This window comes from Proteus faecis (assembly GCF_003144395.1).
Lineage (GTDB): Bacteria > Pseudomonadota > Gammaproteobacteria > Enterobacterales > Enterobacteriaceae > Proteus > Proteus faecis.
This window is the reverse complement of the sequence record NZ_PENZ01000045.1, coordinates 235,886-249,955: the sequence shown is the minus strand read 5'-3', so window position 1 is coordinate 249,955 and position 14,070 is coordinate 235,886. Positions and strand designations below refer to the sequence as shown.

9 protein-coding genes are annotated in these 14,070 nt (G+C 38.0%); 6 read left to right on the top strand and 3 right to left on the bottom strand.

Translation table 11 applies throughout. From position 1 onward, the window contains the following. Nucleotides 1–121: 121 nt before the first annotated feature. Nucleotides 122–2,149 carry a methionine--tRNA ligase gene (gene metG / locus DK858_RS14935; protein WP_109398078.1) on the bottom strand — a complete coding sequence of 676 codons (2,028 nt, stop codon included), beginning with the start codon at nt 2,147–2,149 and terminating at the stop codon, nt 122–124. Nucleotides 2,150–2,353: 204 nt separating this feature from the next. Here metG and apbC point away from each other — a divergent pair, with 204 nt between their 5' ends. The 5 genes from apbC to dcuC all read left to right on the top strand — a co-directional run bounded on the left by apbC (nt 2,354) and on the right by dcuC (nt 8,594). Then, on the top strand, nt 2,354–3,466 hold the full coding sequence (apbC, locus tag DK858_RS14930; RefSeq protein ID WP_036912151.1) for an iron-sulfur cluster carrier protein ApbC: 1,113 nt from the start codon (nt 2,354–2,356) through the stop codon (nt 3,464–3,466). Between the two features lie 219 nt (nt 3,467–3,685). Continuing rightward, complete coding sequence (gene udk / locus DK858_RS14925) at nt 3,686–4,327, top strand: uridine kinase (RefSeq protein WP_109398077.1); 642 nt, start codon at nt 3,686–3,688, stop codon at nt 4,325–4,327. 67 nt (nt 4,328–4,394) lie between these two features. Next, entirely contained in the window at nt 4,395–4,976 is a 582-nt protein-coding gene (dcd, locus tag DK858_RS14920; protein WP_006537532.1) for a dCTP deaminase, read from the top strand. Between the two features lie 46 nt (nt 4,977–5,022). Beyond that, a complete protein-coding gene (gene asmA / locus DK858_RS14915) occupies nt 5,023–6,957 on the top strand; it encodes an outer membrane assembly protein AsmA (protein ID WP_109398076.1) in 1,935 nt (644 codons plus the stop codon). 275 nt (nt 6,958–7,232) lie between these two features. Beyond that, nucleotides 7,233–8,594, top strand: coding sequence for an anaerobic C4-dicarboxylate transporter DcuC (dcuC, locus tag DK858_RS14910; protein WP_109398075.1), 1,362 nt, complete (start codon nt 7,233–7,235; stop codon nt 8,592–8,594). Nucleotides 8,595–8,981: 387 nt separating this feature from the next. On the opposite strand, the gene DK858_RS14905 is transcribed toward dcuC, so the two are convergent. After that, the gene (locus DK858_RS14905) at nt 8,982–10,562 is read right to left on the bottom strand and encodes a TerC family protein (protein WP_109398074.1); all 1,581 of its coding nucleotides are present in this window, start codon (nt 10,560–10,562) and stop codon (nt 8,982–8,984) included. Between the two features lie 244 nt (nt 10,563–10,806). Between DK858_RS14905 and gndA the strand changes: the two genes are divergently transcribed. Beyond that, complete coding sequence (gndA, locus tag DK858_RS14900) at nt 10,807–12,213, top strand: NADP-dependent phosphogluconate dehydrogenase (protein WP_109398073.1); 1,407 nt, start codon at nt 10,807–10,809, stop codon at nt 12,211–12,213. A gap of 332 nt (nt 12,214–12,545) precedes the next feature. On the opposite strand, the gene DK858_RS14895 is transcribed toward gndA, so the two are convergent. Further along, nucleotides 12,546–13,898 (bottom strand): dicarboxylate/amino acid:cation symporter, encoded by a 1,353-nt coding sequence (locus tag DK858_RS14895; RefSeq protein WP_109398072.1) that lies wholly within the window; start codon nt 13,896–13,898, stop codon nt 12,546–12,548. Between the last annotated feature and the right edge of the window lie 172 nt (nt 13,899–14,070).

Sequence of the window (14,070 nt, the reverse complement as noted above, 5' to 3'; positions counted from 1 at the left end):
AAATCAACTAACAGAATTATCATACACCGATTTTGAAAGTGTGCTATGGATCACAATAAAAAAAAGGCGGGGCTCTAATAGAACCCCGCCATTCATTTATTTTGTAAATGAATTTTAGTTGTTATTTCACTTGCTGACCCGGTTTTGCACCAGAATCTGGGCTGAGTAAGAAGATATCTTTATCGCCAGGACCTGCTGCCATTACCATGCCTTCTGAAATACCAAAACGCATTTTACGAGGAGCTAAGTTTGCCACCATTACCGTTAAGCGACCTTCTAACACCTTAGGATCAGGGTATGCAGTACGAATACCTGAGAATACTTGGCGAGTTTCGCCACCTAAGTCCAGAATTAATTTCAGCAGTTTGTCTGAACCTTCAACTAAATCTGCTTGTTTAATTTCAGCAATACGCATATCGATTTTCGCAAAATCATCAAAGTTGATGGTTTCTTGAATCGGCGAATCTGCTAATGGGCCTGTTATTTCTTTTACTGGCGCAATGGTACTTTTTGATGCTTCAACCATGGCATTGGCTTTATCCATTTCAATGCGATTAAACAGCGCTTTGAATTTAGTGATCTCTTGGCCTAACAGCGGTTTTTCAAGCGCATCCCATGTTAATTGAGTTTGTAAAAAGGCTTCTGAACGCTCTGTTAGTGAAGGTAATACTGGTTTTAAATAAGTCATCAATACGCGGAATAAGTTAATTCCCATAGTACAGATTGCTTGTAACTGAGCATCTTGACCCTCTTGTTTAGCCACGATCCAAGGCGCTTTTTCATCAATGTAACGGTTAGCTTCATCAGCTAATGCCATAATTTCACGAACAGCTTTACCAAATTCACGATTTTCAAATGACTGTGCGATAGTTTCTTTCATATCAACAAAGTGTTGATAAAGTTTAGCATCATCTAAAGAATCAGCTAATTTGCCATCAAAACGCTTGCTGATAAAACCCGCTGTACGTGATGCTAGGTTAACGACTTTATTTACAATGTCGCTATTAACACGTTGAACAAAGTCTTCTAAGTTTAGGTCAATATCGTCAATGCGTGATGAAAGTTTTGCAGCATAGTAATAACGTAGACAATCAGCATCAAAATGATCAAGATAAGCACGCGCTGTAATAAAGGTGCCACGAGATTTTGACATCTTCGCACCATTTACAGTGACGTAACCGTGAACAAATAAGTTGGTTGGTTTGCGATATTCGCTACCTTCTAACATTGCAGGCCAGAATAAGCTGTGGAAATAGACGATATCTTTACCAATAAAGTGATAAAGATCTGCTTTGCTGTCTTTATTCCAAAACTCGTCAAAACTTAAATCACCGCGTTTTTCACATAAGTTTAAGAATGAACTCATGTAGCCGATTGGTGCATCTAACCATACATAGAAATATTTACCCGGTGCATCTGGAATTTCAAACCCAAAATAAGGTGCGTCACGAGTGATATCCCACTGTTGTAAACCGCTGTCAAACCACTCTTGCATTTTATTCGCAACTTGCTCTTGCAGAGCACCAGAGCGGATCCACTCTTGTAACATATTGCTAAATGCAGGTAAGTCGAAGAAATAGTGTTCAGTTTCACGCATAACAGGCGTTGAACCTGATACAACAGAGCGTGGGTTAATTAATTCTGTTGGACTGTAGGTTGAGCCACAAACTTCACAGTTATCACCATATTGGTCTTGCGCTTTACATTTAGGGCAAGTGCCTTTTACAAAGCGGTCAGGCAAAAACATACCTTTTTCTTCATCATAAAGCTGAGAAATAGTTTTGCTTTTGATGTGACCATTTTTTTTCAGTGCAAGATAAATTTTAGTTGATAATTGGTGACTCTCTTCACTGTGTGTAGAGTGATAATTATCATAACTGATATTGAAACCCGCAAAATCCTGCTGATGCTCTTTGCTCATTTCTTCAATCATTGCTTCTGGCGTGATACCCAGTTGTTGGGCTTTTAGCATAATAGGTGTACCGTGAGCATCGTCAGCGCAGATGAAATGAACTTCTTTGCCGCGCATTCGTTGATAACGGACCCAGATATCTGCCTGAATGTGTTCAAGGATATGACCGAGATGAATTGAACCGTTAGCATAAGGTAACGCGCAGGTTACCAATAATTTATTCACGACGTGAGACATAGTAAGGATCTTACTTCCATAAAATTAATAAAAGGGACTTTGATGTTAACCGATCCGTCATGATGTCGCTAGGGCAATAATTGAGTTTTTGCAAGAGAAATTTCAGTTGGCAAATTGAGGTAAGGCATTATCGTAGTCATCTACTATCTGATATGATAGATACACTCATATATTTAATAAATAATGAAAACGAGAGGAGCCGGGATGAGTGATAAATCCCCCGAGCAGACCACCCCTGAGATTCTGAACGAAAAAGTTTCAGGTGTCTTGTCTACTTTTGAACACCCAACATTGAAACGTAATCTGCTTTCTCTAAAAGCATTACATCAATGTGCGATGATTGACGATGTTCTTCATATCGAGTTAGTGATGCCGTTTGTTTGGAAAAAACCTTTCCAAGTCCTAATTGAAGAAAAGACCGCCGAACTTCGCAATATTACTGGTGCAAAAGCCATTGAATGGAAACTCAAGCATAATATTTCAACCTTACGCCGTGCAAATGATCTGCCAGGTGTTAATGGTGTGCGTAATATTCTTGCAGTGAGCTCTGGTAAAGGTGGCGTTGGTAAATCAAGTACAGCCGTTAACCTTGCGTTAGCTCTTGCACAAGAAGGCGCTAAAGTAGGTATTCTTGATGCTGATATTTATGGGCCGTCTATTCCGAATATGTTGGGGACCACAATGGAGCGTCCAACGTCTCCTGATGGACAACATATGGCACCGATTATGGCTTATGGTTTAGCGTCTAACTCTATCGGTTATTTAGTCACCGATGATAATGCAATGGTATGGCGTGGTCCTATGGCGAGCAAAGCATTAATGCAAATGCTTCAAGATACGCTGTGGCCTGACTTGGATTATCTGGTTATCGATATGCCACCGGGAACAGGTGATATCCAATTGACCTTATCTCAAAATATCCCTGTAACTGCTGCGGTTGTGGTAACAACACCACAAGATATCGCGCTGGTGGATGCAATGAAAGGGATCGTCATGTTTAAAAAAGTCAATGTGCCTGTCTTAGGTATTATTGAAAACATGAGTGCACATATTTGTAGTAACTGTGGTCACCTTGAACCTATCTTTGGTACTGGTGGTGCGGCTAAATTAGCAGAGAAGTATCATTGCCAATTATTAGGCCAAGTTCCTCTTCATATCTCTTTACGTGAAGACCTAGACCGCGGGCAACCAACCGTGATGCGTGATCCTGAAGGTGAGTTTGCCGATATTTATCGCGAAATCGCATCTACAGTGTCCGCTCAAATGTATTGGGATGGTGATGCAATTCCAACGGAAATTTCTTTCCGCGCAGTGTAATTACAGTGGAATAATATCTTGAATTATTTGCTGATTTAAATGGAGAGCCATTTGGCTTTCCATTTTTATATGCAATTTCCGACTGTTTTTGATAAAAAACAAATAGATTTCTGGTTTTACGCTGGAACCAGAGTGATTTCAAAACTATAATCTGCGCTAGCGTAATATTTACATATTATTACGTTATCCCTCTTTTTATTTCAAACCAGGTTTTTGATTATGGCTGACACAGCACATCAGTGCACAATTGTAGGTATCGCTGGAGCCTCTGCTTCGGGTAAAAGCCTTATTGCAAGTACACTTTACCGCGAATTAAGAGCGCAAGTAGGTGATCATAATATCGGAGTGATACCAGAAGATTGTTATTATCGTGACCAAAGTGATTTAACGATGGAAGAACGATATAAGGTCAATTATGACCACCCAAACTCGATGGATCACGCACTTTTATATCATCATTTGTGTGAATTAAAAGCAGGAAAATCCATAGAACTCCCTCAATACGACTACGTTGCTCACACTCGCAAAGCAGAATCCATTCCTTTTCAACCTAAAAAAGTTATTATCATTGAAGGCATCTTGTTATTAACAGATAAACGCCTGCGTGAAGAGATGGATTTTTCTATCTTTGTTGATACGCCATTAGATATTTGCTTGATGCGTAGAATTAAACGAGATGTGAATGAACGTGGACGTAGCTTAGACTCAGTCATTGAACAATATAATAAAACCGTTCGTCCGATGTTCTTCCAGTTTATTGAGCCTTCTAAACAATATGCCGATATTATTGTCCCTAGAGGGGGAAAAAACCGCGTTGCGATTGATATTCTGAAAGCAAAAATTGGGCAATTCTGCGAATAATAGATTCATTTGTAGGCAGCTTTCATGCATGATGAAACTGCCTGTTTAACTTGAAGAAGGAAATAAAATGCGATTATGCGACCGTGATATTATTCAGTGGCTGGATGAAGGTAAATTAGTCATTGAACCCCGCCCGCCCGTCGAGCGAATTAACGGCGCAACAGCAGATGTTTGCTTAGGAAATCAATTTCGTGTTTTCCAAGGCCATACTGCAGCTTATATTGATTTGAGTGGCCCTAAGGCTGAAGTGAACGCTGCGCTAGAGCGTGTAATGAGTGATGAAATTGTTTTACCTGAAGGTGAAGCATTTTTCTTACATCCGGGTGAATTAGCGTTAGCAGTGACACTGGAGTCAGTCACTTTGCCTGATAATGTTGTTGGATGGTTAGATGGACGCTCATCATTAGCTCGTTTAGGTTTAATGGTGCATGTTACCGCCCATCGTATTGATCCTGGCTGGCATGGACAAATCGTATTAGAATTTTTTAATTCAGGTAAACTTCCTCTCGCATTAAGACCGGGTATGGTTATTGGTGCATTAAGCTTTGAGCCTATGTCGGGTTCTGCTGATAGACCTTATAATCGTCGTCAAGATGCAAAATATAAAAATCAACAAGGTGCAGTTGGTAGTCGGATTAGTGAAGATTAACTATCTTTATAATCATCATTATCATGTTCACTAAACGGGTAATTATATGAAAAGGTTTTTGACAACACTGGCTATTTTGCTTGTGGTTATTTTGGCAGGCTTAACAGCGTTAGTTTTACTCATTAACCCAAATGATTTCCGTGGATACCTTATTGAAAGGGTTGAAAAACAAAGCGGTTATAAACTCACATTACAAGATGATATGCGTTGGCATGTGTGGCCAAAGTTAAGCATTATCAGTGGTAAAATGTCATTGACAGCACCTGGTGCTGAAATGCCTTTAGTCACAGCAGATAACATGCGTCTTGATGTTGAGTTATTGCCGCTACTTTCCCATCAACTTGAAGTAAAAGAAGTTATGCTTAAAGGTGCAGTGGTTCGCCAAACACCTGAAAGTAAGGCAATTCCTAAAATATCACCTCCGTCTACTCCTCGAGATATTTCTCGTCCCGTTATCGAACCTAGAGCCAATAATTGGCAGTTGAATATCGCTAAAGTGAATATTTCAGATAGCTTAATTATTTGGCAAATGAAAGATGGTGAGCAGCTTAATTTACGTGATATTAATCTGTCGTTGAAAACAGACGAGAAAAAACAAGTTAGTCTTGAAATGAGCACGAAAGTGAATCGTGACCGTCGTGAGATCATGCTAAATATTGCCGCTAATGCGGATATGAAAAGTTATCCTTACCAAGTTTCAGGTAATATCACACAGTTAGATTACGCTTTATCAGGTGTTGGGATCCCTGAAAATGGAATTGCAGGAAGTTTAACTTCAGATTTTCATATCCAAAATGAAGGCGTGAGAAAAATTTCACTTAATAACTTAAATCTCACTGCTAATGATAGTCAATTGCAAGGTAATATCAGTGCAGAATTTGCAGATACGACTCGTTATCAAGTTGATCTAAAAGGTGAACAATTAAATTTAAATACCTTGTTACCTGAGTTAGCTGCGACTAACACTACTGAAACTGTATTATTGACATCAAAAGATAATAAAACGTCACCGTTATTTTCATTATTTAATACAGCCCATGCAGCACCTGCACCAAATGCCACTATTATGGCAAAACCGGTTATTACTTCAGTCGCTGTTGAAAGTAAAGAATATGATTTAACTCATTGGAGTAATATTGAATTTACATTGAAATTAGCACTGAATAAGCTTCTTTATAAAGATTTAGAGATTAATAATTTTAAACTTGATGCTCTAAATAATCCTAACTCCTTGAATATTAAAACCTTAACAGGGCAACTCCTTCAAGGTGATTTTTCACTTCCAACGGTTATCTCTACAAGCATTGTGCCAGCGCATATTAGCATGGATATCACAATGAACAATATTCCATTACAGCCACTATTGCGTGTTTTTAATCAACCTGAAAATTTTAGTGGATTAATTTCAGCAAAAGGAAATTTAGAAGGAACGGGATATAACCGAAAAGCTTTTTATAATTATTGGCAAGGTACGCTTAATACATCTGTTACTCAATTTAAAATGCAGGGATTAAATGTACCACAGGTTATTCAGCAATCTGTCGCTCAAGCGACGGATAAAGTAATTTACCCTGAAGATGTCGAAAGTTATACCCAAGCAGATAATGTGATTGCCCAATTTAAATTAGCGCCCAAAGGGAAAGTAACCATTAATTCACTCGATGCTCAAGCAGAGGCTTATCAAATTAAAGGGCAGGGTAAAGTGGATCTTCAACGCCATGATCTTGATGTGATGTTACTGGTTAATATCAAAAAAGGTTGGGGTAAAGAAAACGATTTTATCCGTCAATTGGCTAAAATTGAAATTCCATTAAGGCTCTATGGTGATTGGAATGCTATTCAATATGAACTTAATATTGAAAAATTATTGCGCGACCAATTACAGCAAAAAGCCAAGCAAGCTATCGATAATTGGTTAAATAAACAAGATGCAGAAAGTCCTGAAGTAAAAGCACTTAATCAACTATTGAAGAAAATCTAATTTCACGATTTTTAACTTCATCACATTCTTAATAAAAGCACACTATTTTGGTAATTGTGTGCTTTTTGCTTTATATCTATCATTTAATTTATCTTTTGAATGAAAAGTAAGCATTCATGCTATGTATGTGCAAAAAAATAGTCGTTTTTTTTGATATATATCATACACTGGAACGTTGCCTTTGGGCAGAGTGTGTCAATCGCACTAAACGCAAAAATGATGATAAAAATAAAAAACTTCATTTTATAAATGACTATGTTAGACAGGATAAATAAATGATCGAAATTCTTATCGGCGCCTTCGTTGCTGTAGGTGTTGGACGTTATATTGTAAAAGGCTATTCACCAACAGGTGTTTTAATGACGGGTGGTCTGTTATTACTGATCATCAGCGTTATTATGGGAAGAACTGTTTTACCTGCAAGTGCAACTGCGACAGGTTATGGTTTAATCGATATTGTTGAGTATGTGAAAAATCTACTAATGAGCCGTGGTGGCGATTTAGGTATGATGATCATGATACTTTGTGGCTTTGCTTCTTATATGACACACATCGGCGCTAATGATGTTGTTGTTAAATTAGCCTCACGTCCACTGAAAATGATTAACTCGCCTTATCTGCTAATGGTTGCGGCTTACATTGTTGCATGTTTGATGTCGCTGGCTGTTTCATCAGCAACAGGTTTAGGTGTGTTATTAATGGCAACATTGTTCCCTGTTATGGTGAACATGGGAATTAGCCGCGGAGCGGCGGCTGCAATCTGTGCCTCTCCAGCTTCTATTATTTTAGCGCCAACATCAGGTGATGTTATTTTAGCCGCAGAAGCGTCTAAAATGCCGTTAATTGATTTTGCATTTAAAACCACATTACCTATCTCTATTGCTGCAATTATAGGTATGTGTATCGCTCACTTCTTCTGGCAACGTTATCTTGACCGTAAAGAGCATATCGAAACAGAAATGTTAGACGTGAATGAGATCAAAACTCATGCACCAAGTTTCTATGCGATTTTACCTTTCACGCCAATTATCGGCGTTCTCGTCTTTGATGGTAAATGGTTGCCAGAATTACATATTGTCGCCATTATTATTATCTGTATGATTTTAGCGGCTGTTATCGAATTTATTCGTAGCTTTAGTGCAAAACAAGTTTTTGAAGGTTTAGAAGTTGCTTATCGCGGTATGGCCGATGCCTTTGCTCAAGTTGTTATGTTATTAGTGGCGGCAGGGGTATTTGCTCAAGGCTTAACAACAGTTGGCTTTATCAATGCGTTAATTGATGGTGCTCAATCATTAGGTTCGGGTGCGATTGTGATGATGATTGCGCTGGTCTTAATTACCATGTTAGCAGCAATGACAACTGGCTCTGGTAATGCGCCATTCTATGCGTTTGTTGAATTAATTCCTCGTTTAGCAAGCAATATGGGTGTAAACCCGGCTTATTTAACTATTCCTATGTTACAAGCTTCAAACTTAGGCCGTACATTATCACCGGTCTCTGGTGTTGTGGTCGCGGTATCGGGTATGGCAAAAATTTCACCTTTCGAAGTGATGAAACGAGTTTCTGTACCTGTATTAGTCGGTCTTGTGATTGTAATTGTTGCTACAGAAATTCTTGTACCAAGTACTTTAGGTTAATTTTCATTGTATTGAATTAATCTAAAATGAGTGTTTAAAATTTTATTGGCGGGCTTTGTGTGAAAACAAAGCCCGTTTTTTTATTTACTCAGGAAAAATTATATAGAAGGTGGTTATTTAAATTGAATAAAAACATCTGCGACTTTTTTGGGGCCTTCATAAATTTCAATCACAAGGCTCCAGCTATTTTGCACATTAGGCAGTTGAATCGTTGGATAATAAAAACCAGTTAAAGGTGGTGGTGATTGTCTTCCTCCTTCAATAGAGAATAGAGGTTAACCAGATTGTTTTAACACTGACATTGGTATGCATAGTATTTTCCAGCGCATTATCTTCAGATAAAAAAATATCCGCCTTTAAGGCGGATATTTTGCTATTTGACGGGGATTACGCTTCGTCAACGTTCTCTTCGTTTTCTGGTGTCGGTTCAACAATTCGGACTTTATTAATTCGATGGTTGTTCACTTCTAACGGCTCAAATTCAATGCCATCAATAAGGATTTTTTCACCAACAGTTGGAACACGTTGTAAATGTTCCATTAATAAGCCTGCTAAGGTTTCATACTCACGTTTTTCATCCAATTTGATTGGGATATAAAGCACTAAGTCTTCAAGTGGTGTAAAACCGTTTACAGTCCATGAACCATCTTCATTTTGAACCAAGTCATGACGTGAATCGTTTTCTTCAGAACTGACCGGTAGGTTACCCGCGATAGTTTCCATAACGTCAGTTAGCGTCACGATCCCTTCTACTGAACCAAATTCATCTACAACAAAAGCGAAGTGAGTGTGAGCACTACGGAACTGTTCTAACGCTTGTAGCAAGGATAAGCCTTCAGGGAAAATCAAAGGTTGAGTGACCAATAAACGTAAGTTTAGAGGCTCATTACGTAACTGTTGATTCAGTAGCTGAATGACATTAACCACGCCGATCGGTTCATCACTATGTTGTTCATCAGTGATCACCAGACGAGAGTGGGGATCCTTCTCTAATAATTGGCGGATATCATCTTGTGTTGCATTTAAGTCTACGTATTCAACATCATGACGAGACGTCATAATACTGTTGACATTACGTTGGCTTAAACCAAGCACACGCACAATCATTTGACGCTCTTGAGGATCAAACACTTCTTCTGAGCTGGAGACTAAATCAGATGTGTGAGGATCTAATTCAGACGATTCGGGCTTACCATTAATAATACGTAGAACCGCTTCTGCTGTACGTTCACGCAAAGAGCGAGAAGCAGATAAAAAACGGCGACGGTTAAATTGTGCAAGCTGATTAAAGACTTCTATCATGATAGAGAAGCCGATCGCTGCATATAGATAACCTTTTGGAATGGCGTAGCCAAAGCCTTCGGCAACTAATGCAAAACCAATCATCAGCAAGAAGCTTAAACACAAGATAACAATGGTTGGGTGATTATTGACGAAACTTGTTAGAGGCTTACTTGCTAGGATCATCAAGAACATTGCAATAGTAACAGCCGCAATCATTACGCCTAAATGATCAACCATACCTACAGCGGTTATCACTGAGTCAAGTGAGAATACCGCATCCAGCACGATAATTTGTGCAACCACAGACCAAAAGCGAGTAGTTTTGCGTTGTTTTCCTTCGTCGTGATCTTTACCTTCTAGTCGTTCATTAAGCTCCATAGTCGCTTTGAACAGTAAGAATATCCCTCCGAGCAACATAATTAAGTCTCTTGCACTGAAAGGATGATCAAACAGTGTAATAAGAGGTTTTGTCAGAGTGATAAGCCAAGAGAGACTAAATAACAACACAATCCGCATAACAAGGGCACACAATAGACCTGTTATACGAGCTCTATCTCTTAGTTTTGCTGGGAGTTTATCTGCCAGAATAGCAATGAAAACAAGGTTATCAATACCAAGTACGATTTCGAGAACAATAAGGGTGGAGAGCCCTACCCAGATTGTCGGATCTAAGATCCATTCCATACAGTTTGTTTTACCTTCTATAAAGACGGCATATGCCGACTTGAGAATAATGAGCAATTTGAAGGAATTTTTCAATAAATTATTATTAGTAGTAGGGGAATAATTTCATTTCGTCTAAAAGATTGTGATACCAATTACATCAATAACTACCACCAAGTGAGAGAGTGAGTTACTATGTGATCAGGTTAACAAATTGTCAGTACATTGATACTGGCAGGTTTATTTTCAGACGGGAGTTATTTTCATGTCAAAACAGCAAATCGGCGTGGTTGGTATGGCCGTTATGGGACGTAACCTTGCGCTAAATATTGAAAGCCGTGGTTATTCTGTATCCATTTACAACCGCTCAAGCGATAAAACCAACGATGTTATCGCTGAAAATCCAGGTAAAAAACTGGTTCCGAATTATTCTATTGAAGAGTTTGTTGATTCGTTAGAAAAACCGCGCCGTATTTTATTAATGGTAAAAGCGGGTGAAGCAACGGATAAAACAATTGCTGCATTGACACCGCATTTAGATAAAGGTGATATCCTTATCGATGGCGGAAATACTTTCTTTAAAGATACTATTCGTCGTAACCGTGAATTATCAGCACAAGGCTTCAATTTCATTGGTACAGGTGTTTCTGGTGGTGAAGAAGGTGCATTAAAAGGTCCTTCAATCATGCCTGGTGGACAAAAAGAAGCTTACGAATTAGTTGCTCCAATCCTTGAAAAGATTGCGGCTGTTGCTGAAGGTGAACCTTGTGTCACTTATATCGGTGCTGATGGTGCGGGTCACTATGTAAAAATGGTACATAACGGTATCGAATATGGCGATATGCAACTGATTGCAGAAGCATATTCAGTATTAAAACACTCTTTAGGTCTAACTAACGAAGAACTAGCAGAAACCTTTACCGAGTGGAATAAAGGTGAATTAAGTAGCTATCTAATTGAAATTACAGCTGATATTTTCCGTAAAAAAGATGACGAAGGTAAATACCTTGTCGATGTGATTCTTGATGAAGCGGCAAATAAAGGTACTGGTAAATGGACTAGCCAAAGCTCTTTAGACTTAGGTGTACCAGTTACTCTTATCACCGAGTCTGTGTTTGCTCGTTATATCTCTTCATTAAAAGATCAACGCGTTGCTGCATCTAAAGTACTATCAGGCCCAACACCTAAAGCATTCTCAGGTGATAAAAAAGCCTTTATCGAGAATGTTCGTCGTGCGCTGTATTTAGGTAAAATTGTCTCTTATGCTCAAGGTTTCCAACAACTAAAAGCAGCATCAGACGAATATAATTGGGATTTAAACTACGGTGAAATTGCGAAAATTTTCCGTGCGGGCTGTATTATTCGCGCTCAATTCCTGCAAAAAATTACAGATGCTTATAACGAAGATGCAAGTATTGCAAATCTGCTATTAGCGCCATACTTCAAACAAATCGCTGACGATTACCAACAAGCTCTGCGTGATGTTGTGTGTTATGGTGTACAAGCAGGTATTCCTACTCCAACATTCTCTGCGGCGATTTCTTACTATGATAGCTATCGTGCAGAAGTGTTACCAGCAAACTTAATCCAAGCTCAGCGTGATTACTTTGGTGCGCATACTTATAAACGTACTGATAAAGATGGCGTATTCCACACTGAGTGGATGGAATAAGTAAGATTAAATATTCGGTTATATTACTCAAAATATAGCAAACAAAAGGTGCTCAAATAGAGCACCTTTTTTATAGATATAATATTGTAGTATTAAACGGGATGAGCATTATTAAAAAACATTAAAAATACTATTTTTCTATACACTTATTTTAATCTATTAAAGTGAAAATAATTTTCAGTGGTATTTAAATACAATCGATGACTTGTCATGATTGTATTATTTATTACTATGGTAATAACAAAGTAATTAAATATGAATAATTCAATAAAAAAGAGGATACTTATTTAAATATCCTCTTTTATCATTATCGAGTGAAGAAAAAACACAAGTTATTGCTCAGAGATTTTCACATAATGAGGCTCTTTGTTTGTTTTATCAGAGACTAAATTATCATCAGAAAAGTTTTCTTTTGATATTTTTCCACTAAAAACATCATTCATTCTCTCTTTATCTAAGGCATCTTCCCAACGCGCAACAACAATACAGGCACAAGCATTACCCACAATATTAGTTAATGCACGACATTCAGACATAAAACGGTCGATACCGAGGATTAGAGCCATACCTGCAACGGGAACACTAGGGACAACCGATAAGGTTGCTGCTAAAGTAATAAAACCTGCACCAGTGACACCTGCCGCGCCTTTTGAGCTAATCATGGCAACAAAGAGTAACGTAATTTGTTCTGTTAATGACAAATCTACGCCCGTTGCTTGCGCAATAAATAAGGCTGCCATAGTCATATAGATATTAGTGCCATCTAAATTAAAAGAGTAACCCGTTGGAATAACTAAACCGACAACTGATTTTTTACAGCCTAGACTCTCCATTTTATTCATTAATGTGGGGAGTGCGGCTTCAGATGAAGAAGTACCTAGCACTAACCAGAGTTCATCTTTTATGTATTTAATTAAAGAGAGAATAGAAAAACCGTTATATTTAGCAACAGCGCCTAAAACCACCAATACAAAAAGTAATGCTGTTAAATAAAAAGTGATAACTAACAACATTAAATTGCCAATAGAAGAAATACCATATTTACCTATTGTAAAAGCCATTGCACCAAAGGCACCAATAGGTGCTAATTTCATTAGCATACTAACCATCTTAAAGACTGGGTCGCAAAGTTGTTGTAAGAATTTTAATACAGGTTCACCCCGAGAGCCGATTGATGCTAATGCTAGACCAAAAATCACAGAAACAAACAATACTTGTAAGATATTGCCGTTAACTAATGGGCTAACGATAGTGTCAGGGATGATGTTCATTAAAAAATCAACAAGAGAAGAGCTATGTGCCTGAGTGACATACATTTCTACTCGGCTACTATCTAATGATTCAGGAGTGATATTTAAGCCATCGCCGGGACGAATAATGTTAGCAGTGATTAATCCAATCACAAGTGCAATCGTAGAAAAAGTGAGAAAGTAAATCATTGATTTACCAGCCACTTTACCGACGGCTTTCATGTTATTCATACCAGCAATACCCGTTACTACTGTTAAGAAGATAACCGGTGCGATGATCATTTTTACAATTTTGATAAATCCATCACCTAGTGGTTTAAAGGATTCACCAACATCAGGGTAAAAATGCCCTAATAGAATGCCGAAAATGATAGCAATAATAACTTGAATATATAACACACGATAAAAGGGGAGCTTGCGGGATGAAGTCTGCATAAAAATTCCCTGTAACTGAAAGATATTGACTAAATAAAAAAGAAATTATGATGTAAATTATTATTTACATTTATTTTGTTGTAATAGGTAACTTAAAGGTATGAGTAAATCAGGTCAATAAAATAAAGTTGATTTTATCAAATATTGTGCTCTTCATCTAAAAAATTAGATT

What these genes read in the sequence shown, in the direction of transcription:
- dcd (WP_006537532.1), top strand. Translation starts at nt 4,395, where the DNA reads ATGCGATTATGCGACCGTGATATTATTCAGTGGCTGGATGAAGGTAAA.
- DK858_RS14895 (WP_109398072.1), bottom strand. Translation starts at nt 13,898, where the DNA reads ATGCAGACTTCATCCCGCAAGCTCCCCTTTTATCGTGTGTTATATATT.
- apbC (WP_036912151.1), top strand. Translation starts at nt 2,354, where the DNA reads ATGAGTGATAAATCCCCCGAGCAGACCACCCCTGAGATTCTGAACGAA.
- asmA (WP_109398076.1), top strand. Translation starts at nt 5,023, where the DNA reads ATGAAAAGGTTTTTGACAACACTGGCTATTTTGCTTGTGGTTATTTTG.
- DK858_RS14905 (WP_109398074.1), bottom strand. Translation starts at nt 10,562, where the DNA reads ATGGAATGGATCTTAGATCCGACAATCTGGGTAGGGCTCTCCACCCTT.
- gndA (WP_109398073.1), top strand. Translation starts at nt 10,807, where the DNA reads ATGTCAAAACAGCAAATCGGCGTGGTTGGTATGGCCGTTATGGGACGT.
- metG (WP_109398078.1), bottom strand. Translation starts at nt 2,149, where the DNA reads ATGTCTCACGTCGTGAATAAATTATTGGTAACCTGCGCGTTACCTTAT.
- udk (WP_109398077.1), top strand. Translation starts at nt 3,686, where the DNA reads ATGGCTGACACAGCACATCAGTGCACAATTGTAGGTATCGCTGGAGCC.
- dcuC (WP_109398075.1), top strand. Translation starts at nt 7,233, where the DNA reads ATGATCGAAATTCTTATCGGCGCCTTCGTTGCTGTAGGTGTTGGACGT.